15 protein-coding genes, 1 tRNA gene and 1 pseudogene are annotated in these 17726 nt (G+C 71.5%); 1 reads left to right on the top strand and 16 read right to left on the bottom strand.

Going from position 1 to position 17726, the window contains the following annotated elements; all coding sequences use genetic code 11:
* Nucleotides 1-71 precede the first annotated feature (71 nt).
* The 15 genes and pseudogenes from atpB to ADL05_RS18685 form a co-directional block, all read right to left on the bottom strand.
* A complete protein-coding gene (atpB, locus tag ADL05_RS18755) occupies nt 72-926 on the bottom strand; it encodes a F0F1 ATP synthase subunit A (RefSeq protein ID WP_082376564.1) in 855 nt (284 codons plus the stop codon).
* Nucleotides 927-1019: 93 nt separating this feature from the next.
* The gene (locus tag ADL05_RS18750) at nt 1020-1235 is read right to left on the bottom strand and encodes a hypothetical protein (RefSeq protein ID WP_053618289.1); all 216 of its coding nucleotides are present in this window, start codon (nt 1233-1235) and stop codon (nt 1020-1022) included.
* A gap of 60 nt (nt 1236-1295) precedes the next feature.
* On the bottom strand, nt 1296-1736 hold the full coding sequence (locus ADL05_RS18745; protein WP_053618288.1) for a hypothetical protein: 441 nt from the start codon (nt 1734-1736) through the stop codon (nt 1296-1298).
* Between the two features lie 215 nt (nt 1737-1951).
* A complete protein-coding gene (locus ADL05_RS18740) occupies nt 1952-3115 on the bottom strand; it encodes a glycosyltransferase family 4 protein (RefSeq protein WP_053618287.1) in 1164 nt (387 codons plus the stop codon).
* 390 nt (nt 3116-3505) lie between these two features.
* Nucleotides 3506-4219: pseudogene (locus ADL05_RS18735) on the bottom strand (L-threonylcarbamoyladenylate synthase); the annotation flags it as partial.
* Between the two features lie 66 nt (nt 4220-4285).
* Nucleotides 4286-5149: a peptide chain release factor N(5)-glutamine methyltransferase gene (gene prmC, locus ADL05_RS18730; protein WP_053618286.1), complete on the bottom strand. Its 864-nt coding sequence runs from the start codon at nt 5147-5149 to the stop codon at nt 4286-4288.
* Nucleotides 5146-6213 carry a peptide chain release factor 1 gene (gene prfA / locus ADL05_RS18725; protein WP_053618343.1) on the bottom strand — a complete coding sequence of 356 codons (1068 nt, stop codon included), beginning with the start codon at nt 6211-6213 and terminating at the stop codon, nt 5146-5148. The genes prmC and prfA overlap by 4 nt, the downstream gene beginning before the upstream one ends.
* 114 nt (nt 6214-6327) lie before the next feature.
* Nucleotides 6328-6537: a 50S ribosomal protein L31 gene (gene rpmE / locus ADL05_RS18720; RefSeq protein WP_053618285.1), complete on the bottom strand. Its 210-nt coding sequence runs from the start codon at nt 6535-6537 to the stop codon at nt 6328-6330.
* Nucleotides 6538-6836: 299 nt separating this feature from the next.
* The gene (rho, locus tag ADL05_RS18715; RefSeq protein ID WP_053618284.1) at nt 6837-8843 is read right to left on the bottom strand and encodes a transcription termination factor Rho; all 2007 of its coding nucleotides are present in this window, start codon (nt 8841-8843) and stop codon (nt 6837-6839) included.
* A 439-nt stretch (nt 8844-9282) separates the two neighbouring features.
* Nucleotides 9283-10221 carry a homoserine kinase gene (gene thrB, locus ADL05_RS18710; protein WP_053618283.1) on the bottom strand — a complete coding sequence of 313 codons (939 nt, stop codon included), beginning with the start codon at nt 10219-10221 and terminating at the stop codon, nt 9283-9285.
* Between the two features lie 35 nt (nt 10222-10256).
* A complete protein-coding gene (gene thrC / locus ADL05_RS18705) occupies nt 10257-11315 on the bottom strand; it encodes a threonine synthase (RefSeq protein ID WP_197285852.1) in 1059 nt (352 codons plus the stop codon).
* Nucleotides 11316-11484: 169 nt separating this feature from the next.
* Complete coding sequence (locus tag ADL05_RS18700; RefSeq protein WP_053618281.1) at nt 11485-12771, bottom strand: homoserine dehydrogenase; 1287 nt, start codon at nt 12769-12771, stop codon at nt 11485-11487.
* A 66-nt stretch (nt 12772-12837) separates the two neighbouring features.
* Entirely contained in the window at nt 12838-14223 is a 1386-nt protein-coding gene (gene lysA, locus ADL05_RS18695; protein WP_053618280.1) for a diaminopimelate decarboxylase, read from the bottom strand.
* 121 nt (nt 14224-14344) lie between these two features.
* On the bottom strand, nt 14345-15433 hold the full coding sequence (locus ADL05_RS18690; protein WP_053618279.1) for a DALR anticodon-binding domain-containing protein: 1089 nt from the start codon (nt 15431-15433) through the stop codon (nt 14345-14347).
* Nucleotides 15430-15822 carry a response regulator gene (locus tag ADL05_RS18685; RefSeq protein ID WP_053618278.1) on the bottom strand — a complete coding sequence of 131 codons (393 nt, stop codon included), beginning with the start codon at nt 15820-15822 and terminating at the stop codon, nt 15430-15432. Before ADL05_RS18685 ends, ADL05_RS18690 begins: the two co-directional genes overlap by 4 nt.
* Before the next feature lie 130 nt (nt 15823-15952).
* Between ADL05_RS18685 and ADL05_RS18680 the strand changes: the two genes are divergently transcribed.
* Nucleotides 15953-16024: transfer RNA gene (locus ADL05_RS18680), tRNA-Arg, on the top strand.
* Nucleotides 16025-16608: 584 nt separating this feature from the next.
* On the opposite strand, the gene ADL05_RS18675 is transcribed toward ADL05_RS18680, so the two are convergent.
* A complete protein-coding gene (locus tag ADL05_RS18675) occupies nt 16609-17649 on the bottom strand; it encodes a LacI family DNA-binding transcriptional regulator (protein ID WP_053618277.1) in 1041 nt (346 codons plus the stop codon).
* Nucleotides 17650-17726: the final 77 nt, after the last annotated feature.

The raw sequence follows: 17726 nt of genomic DNA, 5'->3' as shown, positions 1-17726 counted from the left end.
TCGATGCCGGACTGACGAGATGAATCGGACGGGGTCGTGCTGCGCGACTGGGGCGGCCGGGGGGCCTGACCCTAGTGCGCGCCCTCCATGGCCTCACCGAGGTAGATGGAGGACAGGAGGACGAAAACGTAGGCCTGCACCGCCATGATGAACAGCTCGAATCCGGTGAAGACCAGGAAGCCGAGCAGGGCCATGGCGGAGTAGCCGACCGAGATCGCGCCGAAGCCGGCACCCATCTCGGAGAGCGGGTTGAACATGTAGAACCCGGCCGCCGCGAACAGCGCGAGCAGCAGGTGCCCGGCGAACATGGTCGCGAACAGACGGATCATGTGCGTGGCCGGCCGAATGATGAAGTTCGACAGCGCCTCGATCGGCACGACGATCGGCAGGATCCACCCGGGGACCCCGCTGGGCACCAGGCGCGCCTTGAAGTGCGCACCGGCACCGTGTCGGCGGATGCCCACGATGTTCCAGAGAAGGAAGATGAAGATGGCCAGGACCGCGGGGAAGGCCAGGTTGGAGGTCACCGGCAGCTGGAGGCCGGGGATGAGGCCCATGATGTTCATCGAGAAGATGAAGATGAACAGGGTCACCATCAGCGGGAGGAACTTGTCCCCCTCTTTCCCCATGGTGGTCCGGGTGACCTGGTCGCGCAGGAAGGTGACCAGCAGCTCGGCCATGCTCTGGCCGCGGCCGGGAACGACCTTGGCCTTGCGCGTGGTGAAGTACCAGAACGCGGCGGCGATCAGCAGTGCGACGACCGCGACCAGGTAGTACTTGTTGAGGCCGGAGGTACCCGGCAGGCCGAAGTCGAGCCACGGCGTGGGGAAGAAGAGGCCGATAGACGGAGCCTCGAAACCACAACCGTCGCCGAAAATCTTGCAGCTTGATTCGGACGCCGCGACGACGCTCACGTCAGCACCCACGGCGATCCCTTTCGTCGTGACGCAACTCAATCCTCGATGTTGTGTTCAGAGCGGTTCCGCGCTCGACGCGGGCGAACGCAGCTGGATGTACGGTCAGGACCGGACGTGCTGGGCATAGATGAGGTAGATCGACGCGACCAGGCCGACGCCCAGACCGATGGGCAGGAAGAGAGCGGAGAAGCCCAGGAGCTGATCCGCGACCCAGCCCACGCCGCCCCAGAAGGCGAGGCCCCCCAGCAGATACGAGACGAGAGTGGTTCCGTTGGCGCTCGACTCCTGAGTGTCGTTCGCGCTTCGGTGCTCGTTCATCTCGCTCCGGAAGATAGCAGTAGGTCAGAAGGCCGTGCACACCGCCCCGCCAACGCGGGCTCACCGGTGCGCCTCACGGTCCTCGGTGACAGCCTCGTCCTCTTCGCCCTCGGGGACGATCGTCGGCTGCTTGCTCCGCTTGACCGCGACGGCCTGCGCCGCGAGCCAGGCGATGATGCACGCGAGTGCCGTCCAGACGAAGACGTCGGTGTCCAGTGCCGTCGTCCCCTTGAACAGGAGGAGGATGACGAAGAGGATGCCGAGCTTCGTCGTGTAGACGAGGAAGGCCACCGGGAGCAGCAGCTCCGGACGGCGACCGCCGGTCCACGAGATGACGAAGGCGGAGACGGCGAAGGCACCGATGACCAACCCGACCCCGAAGAGCCCGCCGTAGACGCCCTGGAGACCAGAGAGAGCGAAGCCGACGATCATGGCGACCACGCCGACGACGGCCGTCGGAAGCGCGGCGCCGCGGAGAATCCGGGCGTCGTGTTCCTGCATGCGAGAGCTCCGTGGGGTTCAGTGGGTACCTGCTCGTGAAAGCTATCACAAGGTTTTTGGTGCCATATCCCAGGGTTCCTTAACGAGACCTTAACGCTCTCCGAAGGCGCCGCTCTAGGCGCTTTCCGCCTCGACTGTCGCCTTGGCCACATTCGTCCCACGCGCGACGTCGCAGGTCAGACGTGTCCGCTTCGGCACAACCCGTCACCGGCCGTTCAGTCATCAGATGACGAATCGTGATGTGCCGTCGCCCGGGCCGTGTCCCGCCGGTCCCAGGGGAGCAGGCCCCGGCGGCGGAGCCGGGGCAGGGCGATGAGCCCCACCGCGCACACCCCCACCAGCGCGGTCACCGTCAGGACGATCACCGGGGAGTCGAAGACCGACAGCGACACCGCCGCGAAGGCCACGATTCCCGCCCACAGGTACATCAGCAGCACGGCCCGCACGTGGCTGTGCCCCATGTCGAGGAGCCGGTGGTGCAGGTGTCCGCGGTCGGGTGCGAACGGGGACTTCCCGGCCAGCAGGCGGCGCAGGACCGCGAGGACCAGGTCCGCAAGCGGCAGCGCGATGACCAGCAGCGGCAGGGCCACCGGCAGGAACACCACGAGGCCGGAGCTGAACCCCTCCCGCGCCGTGTTGGCGTCGAACTGCCCGGTCACGGTGATGGTGATGGAGGTCAGCAGCAGCCCCAGCAGCATCGAGCCGGTGTCGCCCATGAACACCCGCGCGGGGTGGAAGTTGTGGAAGAGGAACCCGGCGCAGGTGCCCGCCAGGATGATCGCGATCATCGCCGGGTAGGACTGGCGGACGAAGCCCTGCTCCACCGCGACCACGTAGTAGTAGGCGAAGAACGCCGTGGACGAGATGCCGACGATGCCCGCGGCCAGGCCGTCCAGTCCGTCGGCGAAGTTGACCGCGTTGATGGTCACCACGATGAGCAGCACGGAGATCATCGCGCCCAGCCAGGGGCCCAGGGACAGCTGCGTGCCCGGCAGCGGCAGCCACAGCAGCTGCACGCCCTGGGCCACCAGGATGCCCGCGGCGGCGACCTGCCCGGCGAGCTTGCTCAGCGCGTCCATGCCCCAGCGGTCGTCGACGACCCCGATCACCGTGATCAGCCCGCCCGCCAGCAGCAGGCCGAGCCAGGTGTCGGCGACGAAGACGTTCTGCAGGTGCGGCAGTTGCGCGGAGATCAGCAGCGCCGCCGCAAAGCCGCCGTAGATGGCCAGTCCGCCCAGCCGCGGGATGGGTTCGGAGTGCACGTCGCGGTCGCGTACCGGGGGCGTGGCGCCGAAGGCGATCGCGAAGCGCCGGACGATCGGCACGAGCAGATAGGTCACCGCGGCCGCGATGACGAAGGTGAGTGCGTACTCCCGCACCGCTGGGCCCCTCTAGTTGTCGGAACGTTCGCCGTTCGGGGCCTGACCTGCCGTGTCCTCGCCCTGACGGGCGCCGGTGTCGCCCGCGGGCTCCACGGGACCGGCCTTCGCGGGCGCCGCCTTCGCTGGCGTGGGCTCCTCGGTCCTGGATTCCGCGAGACCGGCCTCGGCGGGCGCGACCTCCGTGGTTCCGGCCTCCGTGGCCCCGCCCTTCATGGGCTCGGGCTCCGTGGGCGTGGACGGACCGGCCTCCACGGGTGCGACCTCCGTGGTTCCGGTCTCCGTCGACGCGGGCACTCCGGCCGTGCTCTCCGTGACCCCGGACTCCGCGGCCCCGGGCTCTCGCGCCTGGGCCTCGGCCCCGTCGGCCGACGCGTCGGCCGCACCGGCTCCGGACTCCGCTGGCTCCGTGGCTTCCGCGGAGTCAACGGGCTTGGGCTTGGTCCGGCCCTTGCGCAGCTCGCCGATGACCGTACCGCACACGCCGCGCAGCTGCTCGATGGAGATCGCGCCGGCGCGCAGCACGCGCGGAACGGCGTAGGTGAGGTCGACGATCGTGGAGGCCACGGGGGCCTCACTCTCTCCGCCGTCCAAGTAGACCGCGATGTCCTCGTCGCCGAGCTGCTCCAAGGCCTCCTCCATGGTGGCGGCGGCCGGCTGCCCGGACTTGTTCGCGCTGCTCACCGCCATCGGCCCGACCTCCTTGAGCAACTCCAGGGCGACCGGGTCCATCGGCATGCGCACGGCCACGGTGCCCTTGGTGTCGCCCAGGTCCCAGGACAGGCTCGGGGTCGCGGTGCACACCAGGGTCAGGGGTCCGGGCCAGAACTCCTCCATGAGGTCGCGGCCGTGGGTCCCCAGGTCGTCGATGAGCGCGGTGGCGGCGCGCATGGACCCGACCAGCACCGGCGGCGGCATCTCCCTGCCCCGGCCCTTGGCGGCCAACAGGTCGGCCACCGCCTTGGGGCTGAAGGCGTCGGCCCCGATGCCGTACACGGTGTCCGTGGGCAGGACCACGAGCTCACCCTTGCGTACCGCGGACGCGGCGTCGAGGATGCCGTCCTTGCGGGCCGTCTCGTCCGCGCAGTCGTAGATGCGGCTCACCTAGAACTCCTTGTGTGGAAACCCGGTTCAGGTCCGGGTGGAAACGTGTCCCCGGCCCGTGGCACGTCAGCCGTCCCCGTCGGCGCGGCGCATGACCACGAAGCGGTCGCGCCGGGCCATGTCCTTGCGGTTGAGGACGTCGCGCCAGCCCCGGCCCTCGGGGAACAGCCGGGGGATGTCGATGCCCTGCCCGTCATGGTGTTCGACCGCCATCGCGCCGCCGGGGCGCAGCAGCCTGCGGCCGACCGCCTCCAGGTCGCGGATCATGTCGAGCCCGTCCTCGCCCGACCACAGCGCGGGCGCCGGGTCGTAGTCGCGGACCTCCGGAGGGATCGCCTCGGCATCGCGGGTGGGGACGTAGGGCGGGTTGCTGATCAGCAGGTCGACGCGGCCGTTGAGCTCGGGCAGCGCGGTGCGCAGGTCGCCCTGGTGGGCGGTGACCCGGTCGGCGTGGCCGCTGGCGCCGATGTTGCGGCGGGCCCAGGCCAGGGCCGCCGGATCGATCTCGACGGTGTGCACGCGCGAGCGCGGCACCTCCTGGGCGATGGAGATGGCGATGGCCCCGGACCCGGCGCCGAGGTCGACGACCAGCGGATCGGCCACGTCCATGGCGCGCAGGGTCTCGATCGCCCAGTCGACCATGATCTCGGTCTCCGGCCGCGGCACGAACACCCCGGGTCCGACCTGGAGTTCCAGGTACCGGAAGTACGCGCGGCCGGTGATGTGCTGGAGGGGTTCGCGGGCCTCCCTGCGGGCCACGCACTCCCAGTAGCGGGCGTCGAAGTCGCCGTCGCCGACCGAGTGCAGCTCCCCTCGACGGACACCGTGCACGAACGCCGCGAGCTCCTCGGCGTCCGTCCGGGGCGATGCCACTCCGGCCTCCGCGAGCCTCAGTGTGGCGCGGGCGACCTCGTCGAGCAGGAAGTTCATGATTGAGCTGCTTCGAGCCTCTCCTTGGTGTCCGCGTCCACCAGGGCCTTGACGACCCCGCTCAGGTCCCCGTCGAGGACCTGGTCGAGGTTGTAGGCCTTGTAGCCGACCCGGTGGTCGGAGATGCGGTTCTCCGGGAAATTGTAGGTGCGCACGCGCTCGGACCGGTCCACGGTGCGGACCTGGCTCTTGCGCTCCGCGGCGGCCTCGGCGTCCGCGCTGGCCTGGGCCTCGGCGTAGATGCGGGCGCGCAGGATGCGCATGGCCTGCTCCTTGTTCTGGAGCTGGCTCTTCTCGTTCTGGCACGAGGCGACGATGCCGGTCGGCAGGTGGGTGATGCGGACCGCGGAGTCGGTGGTGTTGACGGACTGCCCACCGGGCCCGGAGGAGCGGTAGACGTCGATCCGCAGGTCCTTGGCCTGGATGTCGACCTCGACGTCCTCGGCCTCGGGGACCACCAGGACGCCCGCCGCGGAGGTGTGGATGCGGCCCTGGGACTCGGTGACGGGGACGCGCTGTACGCGGTGCACGCCGCCCTCGAACTTGAGCTGGGGCCACACGCCGGAACCGGGCTCGGGGGTGCCGCGGTTCTTGAAGGCGATGGTGATGTCCTTGTACCCGCCCAGGTCGGAGTGGGTGGCGTCGATGATCTCGGTCTTCCACCCCTGGCGCTCGGCGTAGCGCAGGTACATGCGCACGAGGTCGCCCGCGAACAGTGCGGACTCCTCGCCGCCCTCTCCGGCCTTGACCTCCATGATGAGGTTCTTGTCGTCGGAGGGGTCGCGGGGGACGAGCAGGACGCGCAGGCGCTCGGTGAGCTGCTCGGCCTCGGTGGTCAGGCGGTCGGCCTCCTCGCCGAACGAGGAGTCCTCGGCGGCGAGCTCGCGCGCGGCCTCGATGTCGCTCTCGACCTCGCGGAGCGCGCGGTAGGACTCGATGATGGGCGTGAGCTGGGAGTAGCGCTTACCCAGTGTCCGAGCCTTGCCCTGGTCAGCGTGCACCTCGGGGTCGGCGAGCTGTTGTTCCAGCTCGTAGTACTCCCCCAGGAGGTCGTCCAGCTTCAGTTCTGCCACATCTGCCGCCTTGTTCGCTTGCCTGCCCTGTGTCCCGCCCCGTGCGGGGCCGATCCGGTCCCCGTGGCGCCGACGCCGTCGGCGCCACGGGGGCAGCGGGCGGCGCTACTTGCGCTTGCCGAAGCGCTTCTCGAAGCGGGCGACGCGGCCACCGGTGTCCATGATCTTCTGCTTGCCGGTGTAGAAGGGGTGGCACTCGGAGCACACGTCGGCGCGCAGCTTGCCCTCGGTGATCGTGCTGCGGGTGATGAAGTGGGCCCCGCAGGTGCAGGTCACCTCGGTCGCCACGTACTCGGGGTGGATGTCGGCCTTCATGTGCTTCTCCTCGCTTGGGCGGCCGCCGGACGCATGCCGCGCGCACCATCACCGGTGGGTGTGGTGCGTTCGTGTGCGGACACGCGCGAACCGGTGCCGCGCTGTTCCAGGTGGTGGGACCGGCGGGCCGTCCCTCGCGGGAGGCAGGCCGGGGTCCCTGTTACCAGTTTGCCAGACCGACAACCATGCCGGGACCAGTCCCTGTTCCCGTCACCCTCCGGGGGCGCACGCACGGAGGGCGGGAACGCGCCACGGCCCCCTCCCCGGCACGGGGAGGGGGCCGTCGACGGCTCGGCGGACTAGCGGTCGCGCTCGGGCCCGACGGTCGTCTGCTGGATCTGCATCAGGAACTCGGCGTTGCTCTTGGACTCGCGCATCTTGTCCAGGAGCAGCTCGATGGCCTGTTGGGTGTCCAGGGCGTGCAGCACCCGGCGGAGCTTCCAGACGACGGCCAGTTCCTCGCGCGACATCAGGATCTCCTCCTTACGGGTGCTGGAGGCGTCCACGTCCACGGCCGGGAAGATCCGCTTGTCGGCCAGGCTCCGGTTGAGTTTGAGCTCCATGTTGCCGGTGCCCTTGAACTCCTCGAAGATCACCTCGTCGGCGCGCGAGCCGGTCTCCACCAGCGCCGTCGCCAGGATGGTCAGCGAGCCGCCGCCCTCGATGTTGCGGGCCGCGCCGAAGAAGCGCTTGGGCGGGTACAGCGCCGTGGAGTCCACACCGCCGGACATGATGCGCCCGCTGGCCGGGGCGGCCAGGTTGTAGGCGCGGCCCAGGCGGGTGATCGAGTCCAGCAGGACGACGACGTCCATGCCCATCTCCACGAGGCGCTTGGCCCGCTCGATGGCCAGGTCGGCGACGACCGTGTGGTCCTCGGCCGGACGGTCGAAGGTCGAGTGGATGACCTCGCCCTTGACCGTGCGCTGCATGTCGGTGACTTCCTCGGGCCGTTCGTCGACCAGGATCACCATCAGGTAGCACTCGGGGTTGTTCTCGGTGATCGCGTTGGCGATCGACTGCAGCACCATCGTCTTACCGGCCTTGGGCGGCGAGACGATGAGACCGCGCTGCCCCTTACCGATGGGCGAGACGAGGTCCATGATGCGGGTCGTGAGAATGCCCGGCTCGGTCTCCAGGCGCAGGCGCTCCTGCGGGTACAGGGGGACGAGCTTGGAGAACTCCTGGCGACCCTTGGCCTGGTCCGGCGACATGCCGTTGACCGAGTCCAGCCGCACCAGGGCGTTGAACTTCTCCTTGCGCTCGCCGTCCTTGGGCTGGCGGACCGCACCGATGATGTGGTCGCCCTTGCGCAGGCCGTGCTTGCGCACCTGGGCGAGCGAGACGTAGACGTCGCTCTGACCGGGCAGGTAGCCCGTGGTGCGCACGAAGGCGTAGTTGTCCAGGATGTCGAGGATCCCCGCGACCGGCAGGAGGACGTCGTCCTCACCGATCACCGGCTCCGGCTCCTGGCCGCTGCTCCCGCGTCCGCGCCGGTCACGACGGTCGCGACGGCGTCCGCGACGGCGTCCGCCGCCGAAGTCGTCATCGTCGCTGGGACCGCCTCCGCCGCGGCCCTGGTTCTGGCCGCCGCCCTGCTGGCCGCCGGGGGAGCTTTGCTGGTCGTCACCACCCCGGTTGCGGTTGCGACGGTTGCGCTGGCGCTCTCGACCCTGCCCGGACCTGGTGTCACGGTCCTCGGAGGTGTCGGGGCCGTTCTTCTGGGGGGTGCTGGATGTCTTGGTCACGCTGCTCGCGGTGGTAGAGGAGTCGGTGCCGTCCACCGATCGGGCCTTCTCGCCGGACTCGTCGCCGCGCCTGCGGGACGATCGACGGTTGCGGGGCGGCTTGTCGCCCCGCGCACCCTGGGAGTCGGTCACGGCCTGGTCCGACGGACGCTCGTCCGCGCGAGTGCGCGGCGCTTCGTCCGTGCCCGACGTGTCGGGGGTACGAGCCTCGGTCTGGCCGTCGGTTTCCTCGACCTTACCGGTCTTGGGCTCCGCGTCGGCTTTCTTTGGGGATTTGGCCTTGGCCGGAGCCCCGGCGGGGCCTCCCCCCTTGGCCTCGATCGCCGCGATCACGTCGCTCTTGCGCATGCGCCCCGTACCGGTGATGCCCAGGCTCGACGCGAGCTTTTGCAGCTCGGGGAGCTTCAGCGCCGCGAGCCCGGTACCGCGCGACGCGGCGCGAGACCGCGACGGCGCCGACGCACCAGTTGGCGCGGCATCGCCAGCCTCCGCCGCGGAAGCGTCGGTGGTGGCTTTGCTGTCGACCGCCGCGTCCGTGTGGAGTTCGGTGGTGTCGCTCACTAAGGGTCCTTCCCAAGGAGCGGGCTTCGGCCGTCAGCTTCTGCTGGAGCGGCCGGCCCGATGGTGCGAACCGGCAGGCAGCCGGGTAGGGCGTGCCCCACGTGGATGTCGGAAACCGGCGATAGACGGTCCCCTACCCAATCGCGGCGGGCTCTGGGTACAGCCAGACGTCGGGGCGGATGGCTCGGTGGTGTTGCCGGTCAACCCTGGTGGCACGCTCATCCGGGGAGAAGCGCACTGGGGAGACGTTGGCACAGTCGCGGGGAAACCGCTGACTCGACACAGTGGCCGCCGCTTCCGGAAGGTCCTGAGAACGGACCACCGGAGTATGGGATGCGGAAGCCGCTGTGGCGGATGAGCACTTGCCCCGCAACGGGGCATCTGGTGCTTCACCTAGCCTAACATCACCAGAGGCCACGGCTATTCCTCGACACAGGTGCTACGAATGGGGAGATGGGGTCCGCACCCCCGCCGGCTCGACGAGCAGGGGGCGTATGTCCCAATCATTACCCGTCCTGCGACTGATCGAATCAATCTGCTGGACGATTTCCGGCGATTCCTCGCTCGCGATTCCCTCGCGCACCGTGCACAGCACCAGCACCGTGGGACCCGCCCCGGAGACCACCGCGGGCAGCCGGTCGTGTTCGCGCAGGTCATGGACCAGCTCCAGGGTCCTGGGCATGGCGGGCGCCCGGTAGGACTCGTGTAGCCGATCCTCGGTGGCCGCGTACAGGTCCGCGACATGGCCACAAACGGCCGCGGTGAGCAGTGCGGCGCGCCCCGCGGTGAAGGCCGCGTCCCCGTGCGGGACGGTCTCCGGGAGCAGTCCGCGGGCGCGCTCGGTGGACAGCCGCCACTCCGGCACGCACAGCACCGGCAGGACGCGCGGGTCGGGGGCGAGCGAGACCGCGCCCCACCGGTCGCCGTCGCGGTAGGCCACCGTGTAGCCGCCGAACACGCACGGGGCCACGTTGTCGGGATGGCCCTCGATGTCCGCCGCGATCTGGTAGATCCCGTCGCGGTCCGGCCCGCCGTCGGGTCCGGTCCGGCCAAGCAGGGCGCTGGCGGCGGCGACGCCGCCCACGATCGCCGAGGAGGACGAGCCGAGGCCCCGTGCGTGCGGCACCGCGTTGACGCAGGTGAGATCGAGTCCGGGCAGCTTCTCCCCCGCCCGCTCGAAGGTCTCGCGCATCGCGCGAACCACGAGGTGGCGCCGGTCGAGCGGGACCTCCCCGGCGCCCTCCCCCGTGACCTCGACACGCAGTTCGCCGTCCTCGCGCAGCCGGACGTCGAACACGTTGTCCAGCCGCAGCGCCAGGCCCAGGGCGTCGAAGCCCGGGCCGAGGTTGGCGCTGGTGGCCGGCGCGCGCACGACCACCCTGGTGGGGCGTGGTGGGGTCACGTTCACCCTCTTCAGACGAGGTCGAGGGCCTTGGCGGCGGCCAGGGCGTCGACGGGGACGGTGGTGGCGGAGGAGGCTCCGGCCAGTGCCCAGTCGGGGTCCTTGAGGCCGTTGCCGGTCACGGTGCACACGACCCGGCTGCCGCGCTCGACCTGGCCGGCCTCGACGGCCTGGAGGAGTCCGGCGACGCTGGCCGCGGAGGCCAGTTCGACGAAGACGCCCTCCTCGGCGGCGAGGAGCTTGTAGGCGGCCATGATCTGGCGGTCGGTGACCTTGTCGATGAGTCCGCCGGACTCGTCGCGGGCCTGCTCGGCGAGCTTCCAGGAGGCCGGGTTGCCGATGCGGATCGCCGTGGCGATGGTGCTCGGGCTGGTGACGGGCGCCCCGTCGACGATCGGCGCGGAGCCGCTGGCCTGGAAGCCGAGCATCCGGGGGCGGCGGGTGGAGACGCCGTCGTCGGCGTACTCGCCGTAGCCCATCCAGTAGGCGGTGATGTTGCCCGCGTTGCCCACCGGGATGCAGTGGACGTCGGGGGCGTCGCCGAGGGCGTCGACGATCTCGAAGGCCGCGGTCTTCTGCCCCTGCAGGCGGTAGGGGTTGACCGAGTTCACCAGGGCGACGGGGTAGTCGACGCTGAGCTTGCGGGCCAGTTCCAGGCAGTCGTCGAAGTTCCCGTCGACCTGGAGCAGGCGCGCGCCGTGGACGAGGGCCTGGGCGAGCTTGCCCATGGCGATCTTGCCGCGGGGCACCAGCACCGCGCACGTCATGCCCGCGCGGATGGCGTAGGCGGCGGCGCTCGCGCTGGTGTTGCCGGTGGAGGCGCAGATGACGGCCTTGGCGCCGTCCTCGGCGGCCTTGGTGATGGCCATCGTCATCCCGCGGTCCTTGAAGGACCCGGTGGGGTTGAGGCCCTCCACCTTCAGGAACACCTCGCAGCCCGTCAGGGCGGAGACGCGCGTGGCCGGCAGCAGGGGCGTGCCGCCCTCCTGAAGGGTGACGACGGGGGTGTTCTCGTTGACGGGGAGGCGGTCTCGGTACTCCTCGACGACCCCTCGCCAGGCCCGTGTCATGCTCACGACGATGTCCTTTTCGGGTGGATGCGGCTTCGCTTGACGCGCTGGGGCCGGAAGCGTCCGCCTCGTCGGCGACGCCCCGACCTGCCACGAGTCTATGACGCCGCGGCGGGTATCTCGAATCTCGACCCCGGCGTCTCAGAATGCGAGAAAAGGGGCCGAGGGCTCAGTCGGCGAAGGTCTCCACGCGCATCACGCTGGCGACCTCGCGGACCATGTCGTGGCCGCGCAGCCGCTCCACCGTGCTGCTGAGCGCGGAGTCCGGTGCCGGGTGGCTGACCAGGACCAGCTGGGCGTCGTCCCCGCTGCCCTCCTGGCGCACGTTCTTGATGGACACGCCGTGGTCGGCGAAGATCTCGGCGACCTTGGACAGCACACCGGGACGGTCGGCCACGTCCAGGGAGACGTGGTAGCTGGTGATGGTGTGGCCCATGTCGTGGACCGGCAGGCCGGTGTCGTGGGCGCCCTCGGCCACCGAGGTGTCGGCGATCCGGTTGCGCACCACGGCGACCAGGTCGCCCAGGACCGCGCTCGCGGTCGGCGTGCCCCCGGCGCCCGCGCCGTAGAACATCAGCCGTCCGGCCGACTCGGCCTCCACGAACACCGCGTTGTAGGCCTCCTTGACCCCGGCCAGCGGGTGCTCGACCGGCAGCATCACCGGGTGGACGCGCACGCCCACGGACGACCCGTCCTCCGAGCGCTGGCAGATGGCCAGGAGTTTGACGACGCAGCCCATGGCGCGCGCGCTGGCGATGTCGGCGGCCGACACGCCGGTGATGCCCTCGCGGTGCACGTCGGCGGCGGTCACCCGCTGGGTGTGGAAGGCCAGCCGCGCCAGGATCGCGGCCTTGGCCGCGGCGTCGAAGCCCTCGACGTCCGCGGTGGGGTCGGCCTCGGCGTAGCCCAGCGCCTGGGCCTCCTCCAGCGACTCGGTGAATCCGGCGCCGAGGGAGTCCATGCGGTCCAGGACGTAGTTCGTGGTGCCGTTGACGATGCCCAGCACCCGGTGGACCCGGTCACCCGCCAGGGAGTCGCGCAGCGGGCGCAGCAGCGGGATCGCGCCGGCCACCGCGGCCTCGTAGTACAGGTCCACCCCGGCGTCGCGCGCCGCGGCGTGCAGGGTCTGCCCGTCCTCGGCGAGCAGCGCCTTGTTGGCCGTGACCACGGACTTGCCCGCCTTCATCGCGGCGAGCATCAGCGAGCGCGCGGGCTCGATCCCGCCGATCACCTCGACCACCACGTCGATGTCGGGGCGCGTCACCAGACCCGTGGCGTCGGTGGTCAGCAGCGCCGGATCGACGCCGCGGTCGCGGTCCATGCGCCGGACCGCGATCCCGCCGATCTCGATCGGCGTGCCCACGCGCGCGGCCAGTTCCTCGGCCTGCTCGTTGACCAGGCGCACGACTTCCGAACCCACAACGCCGCATCCGAGCAGCGCCACCTTCATCGCCATTTGGGCGTGACTCCCAGTTCTCTCGTGTCCGACGCTCGCGCGGCGGTGCCGCGGTCGGCGGACGGTTCAGCCTACGTCGAGGCGGAGCAGGTCCTCCTCGGTCTCCCTGCGCACGATCACGCGTGCCTCACCCCCGCGGACCGCGACCATGGCGGGCCGGGGCAGGTGGTTGTAGTTGCTCGCCATGGAGTAGCAGTAGGCGCCGGTCGCGGCGACGGCCACGAGGTCCCCGGGCCTGAGGTCGGCGGGCAGGTGGAGGTCGTGCACGATGATGTCGCCGCTCTCGCAGTGCTTGCCGACCAGGCGCGAGAGCATCGGTTCGGCGTCGCTCTCGCGCGAGACGAGGCGTCCGGTGTACTCCGACCCGTACAGGGCGGTGCGGATGTTGTCGCTCATGCCGCCGTCGACGCTGACGTAGGTGCGGATGCCCTCGACGTCCTTGACGGTGCCGACCTCGTAGACGGTGATGCCCGCGGGCCCGGCGATGGCGCGGCCGGGCTCGACGGCCACGCGGGGCTGCGGCAGGCCCGACTCCTCGCACTCGCGGCGCACGATCGCGGTGAGGCTCTGGGCGATCGTCTTGGCGTCCAGGGGGTCGTCGCCGGAGGTGTAGGCGATGCCGAGGCCGCCGCCGAGGTCGAGTTCGGCCAGGGTGACGCCCTGCTCCTCGTGGACGCCGGCGAGGAAGCGGGTGACCCGGCGGGCGGCCACCTCGAAGCCGGAGGTGTCGAAGATCTGGGACCCGATGTGCGAGTGCAGGCCCACGAGGTCCAGGTGCGGGGCGGCCAGGACGCGGCGGACGGCCTCGGCGGCGGCGCCGGTGCTCATCGCGAAGCCGAACTTCTGGTCGTCGTGCGCGGTGGCGACGAACTCGTGGGTGTGCGCCTCCACACCGGTGGTGACGCGGATGAGGACCTGGGGCCGGCGGTCGAGTTCGGCCGCGACGCCCTCCAGGCGCTCGATCTCGTCGAGGGAGTCGATGATGATGCGGCCCACCCCGACCTCGACGGCGCGGCGCAGCTCCTGGGTGGACTTGTTGTTGCCGTGCATGCCGATGCGCTCGCCCGGGACCCCGGCGGCCAGGGCGACGGCCAGTTCGCCGCCCGAGCACACGTCCAGCTTGAGGCCCTCCTCCATGACCCAGCGGGCCACCGCCTTGGTCAGCAGCGCCTTGCCGGCGTAGTAGACGTCGGCGTCGGTGAAGGCCGTGCGGTAGTCGCGGGCACGGCCGCGGAAGTCCTCCTCGTCCATGACGAAGAGGGGCGTGCCGTAGGTCCGGGCGAGGGTGGCGACGCCGACGCCGCCGACGGTGAGCTCGCCGCCGTCGCGGCGGGACGTGGCGGGCCACACCCGGGGGTCGAGGTCGTTGAGGTCCTCGGGCGGCAGCGGCGGGTTGTCCTCGGGCAGGACCTCCGCGTGGCGGGATCCGGCGGGGTGGGCGTAGCGGCTCATGGCGGGCTTTCGACTGGGATGCGGCGGTGTGGGTGTCGGCGGGCACCCGCACCCATTGTCCACCAACCCGATCGGAACTCGGGGGTTGGGTGCGGTGCGCCGGGAACCGGCACAGGTGTGTCTACAGCCTTGTGGGCGCTGACACTCCGAGCAGGAAGAGCCCGGTACGAAGGACTCCGGCGACGGCGGCGGGTAGCGCCGGTTCCGGAACGGTCCGCTCCGGTGACGAGGAGGCGGCCGGACAGGTCCGCCACTCATCGTAGGCACTGGCCAGCGCTTCCAGGTATCTGACCAGGATATGGGGTTCCTCTCGGCGCGCGGCGGTGTCCAGGGCGCTGGGGCCGTCGAAGAGGAGTCCGCGCGGGGCGGCGGTGTGCTCGGCGCAGGCGGCGTGCGGCGGGGCGCCCTCCTCGGCCCAGCGCGACAGGCTGACCGCGTGGGCGTGGGCGTAGCGCAGCCGGAAGGCGGGATTGGCGTCGGTGAGCCGCACCCAGGCGCCGGGGCGGCCCTCGGAGGGCAGGACGGGCAGGTCGCCGCCGGTGGTCTCGGACTCGCGGGGGTGCTCGGGGATGGAGCGGCAGAACGCCACCCGCGCGCTGGCCTCGCCGACGGTGCCCAGGGCGCGGGCGGCGGGGGTGACGAGGTCGCCGCGGTCGCCGTCCAGGTACGGGTCGCGCCAGCCGCACGCGTCGTCGCCGGGGCCGGGGGGCGGCGCCGTCCCGCCTGTTGCCAGGGCGATGCGGCCGCGGGCGTCGGCGCGGGCGAGCCGCCGGGCCTGGGCGACGGGGCCCGCGTCGTGCAGGGACGAGGAGGGCCAGGTGCCCTCGCCGTCCCAGGTCCGTCCGGTGAGGTAGCGGGGGCCGTCGGCCGCGGCGGCGGAGAGCAGGGCGTGGCGCTGCCCCTCCGTCAGGGTGACGTTGAGGAAGCCCCGGCCGTCGCCCAGCAGGTGGGCGAAGTCGCAGCGGCCCTCCTCGCGCATGGCGGTGAGTTCGGCCGCGATCCGGCCGGACACCAGGAGCCGGGGGTCGCCGCGGCCGGGCAGTCGGTCGCGCACGGTCGAGACGAGGCGCGGGGGCAGAGCTGTGGCCGCGTCGGCTTCGCGGCCGGCGTGCTCGTGCCGTGGCCACACGAAGGGGACCTCCGCCGGGTCGAGCCCGAGCGCGCGGGAGGCCGCCTCGCGGACGAGCGCTTCCAGGCCCCAGGGTGTCACCGCCGTCCCCCGTCGGCGGCGAGGAGTTCGCGGATGGTGTCGATGAGGACGTCGGGGTCGAAGGGCTTGGTGAGGTAGGCGTCGACCCCCAAACGTTCGCCCCGGCGGTGGTCCTCCTCCTGTGCGCGCGCCGTGACCAGGATGAGCACGCGCCGGGGCGTGGTCCGGTCGGCGCGCAGGCGCTCCGCGGTGGTCCAGCCGTCCAGGCGCGGCATCATCACGTCCAGTGTGATGACGTGGGGGTCGATGTACCCGACGCGGTCGAGGCAGTCCTGTCCGTCGACGGCGGTGAAGACCTCGAACCCCTCCAGTTCGAGGTTGAGGCGGATCAGTTCCCGGATCACCTCGTCGTCCTCGACGACGAGAACCCGTGTGGGTAGGGCGTTCACGGGCGCGACACTACCGTCGCGCGACGACACCGCACCACCGGAACCGACGTATCCGGTCAGGCGCGCCCGGCACGCCCCAAACGAGTGGACGAACCGCCCGAGGCCCCTGCTACAGTTGTTCTCGCAGCGCGCCCCCTTAGCTCAGGGGATAGAGCATCGGCCTCCGGAGCCGGGTGCGCAGGTTCGAATCCTGCAGGGGGCACAGCGCGACGAGGGCAGGGCACCGACACGGTCGGAGCACCTGCCCTTCGTCATGCCCCCACAGCGACGGCCCGAGAAGGGCACCGCGAGGACCCGGCCGGGTCCGCCCCCGAGGGTGAGGGGTCGGCCGATGAGCGTGCCCGGGCCACGAGGGCTTGAAGGCGCGCACGCAGACCCGCCCGCACCCATGGGGGCGAGAGGTGGCCGTTCAGGCCGCCCGGGCCACAGGGGGTCGAAGGTGGCCGTTCAGCACGCGGCCCCAGAGGGTGGCTTGGGGGCGCGGTCCTGCCGCCCTCGGGGGTGAGAGGCAACCCGTTCAGCCCGCCTTCGCCCCCCAGGGGATTGGAACTGCGCGGGCCTACGCAAACCCCGAAGGAGTGGTAGGCCGTTCAGCCCATCCGGGCCACAGGGGGCTGTGGCTGGCCGTTCAGCCTGCCTTGGCCCGGGGGGGTTGATCGGGCCGAAGCGAGGAACGAGCGGAGGCCCAAGGCACGCACTGGGGTGAGGGGCGCGCCGGTGCCTGCAGGAGGAGACGGGGCCGCAGCGAGGAACGAGCAAGGCAAGTCGACGACGAAGGCCCCGGCGTCAAGCGCCCCGAACCGGCGTGCTCTCCCTCAGCACCACGTGGCCGCGCAGGCGCACGACCCGGGGCCCGGTGTCGACGGGCTCGGCGACCAGGTCCAGGGCCGCGCGCCCGGCCTCGGGCCAGGGCAGGCGGACCGTGGTCAGGGCCGGTGAGACGTCCCGCAGGGCGGGGACGTCGTCGATCCCGGCGACCGCCATCTCGCCCGGCAGGTCCACGCCCGCCTCGCGCAGCCGCGCGATGGCGCCGACGGCGACCGCGTCGCTGATGGCGAAGAGGAGCCGGGTGGGGGCGCGCCGGCGCAGGCACTCGCCGGCCGCGGCGTAGCCGCCGTCGCGGTCGAAGCCGCAGTGGATGACGCGGTCCTGCCCGACCTCGATCCCGCGTTCGGCCAGGGCGGCCCGGAACCCGGCCACCCGGTCGTGGGCGGTGCGCGACCGCGCGGGGCCGGCCAGCACGGTGAACTCGCGGTAGCCGAGGTCGGCGAGCCGCGTCGCCAGGTCGGCGCCGGCCGCGTGGTTGCCGACCGCGACGGTGTCGAAGGGCAGCCCCTCCTCGCTGATGGCCACGACCCGGCCGCCCTCGTCCTCGTACAGCGTGAGTTCGTCGACCAGGCGCGCGTCCCACGCGCCGGACGTCACCGAGCGCCCGCCCGCCAGGATGATCGCGCGCGGGCGCTGGGCCCGCAGGGAGGCCACGACCCGGGTGGCCTGCTCGGGGCTGTTGCGGCTGGAGATCATGGTGACCATGCGGTCGTCGGCCTCGGCGGCGTGCAGGACGCCGGAGGCCACGGGTGAGAAGTAGTCGTCGTTGATCCCGTTGACGACCAGCGCGATGTGCTCGCCCCGGCCCCGGGCGACCGCCTGGGCGGCGGAGTTGACGACGTAGCCGAGTGCGGCGGCGGCCGCCAGGACCCGCTGCCGCAGTTCGGGCCGTACGTTGCGGGTGCTGCCGTTGAGGGCCCGCGAGGCGGTCGCGTGGGAGACCCCGGCCCGCCGCGCGACGTCGGCCAGGGTGGCCCGGCCGTTGGAGCCCTTCGCCACTGCTTCCCCTTTCGCTGCGGGTGTCCCGCGCCGCGGGCGGCGGGGCCCGTGCCCCGCCGCCCGTGTGGACCGCCCCG

It is taken from the genome of Nocardiopsis sp. NRRL B-16309, from assembly GCF_001279585.1.
GTDB lineage: Bacteria > Actinomycetota > Actinomycetes > Streptosporangiales > Streptosporangiaceae > Nocardiopsis.
Note: the sequence above shows the minus strand (reverse complement) of the source record. Positions and strands in the feature narration are given on the sequence as shown.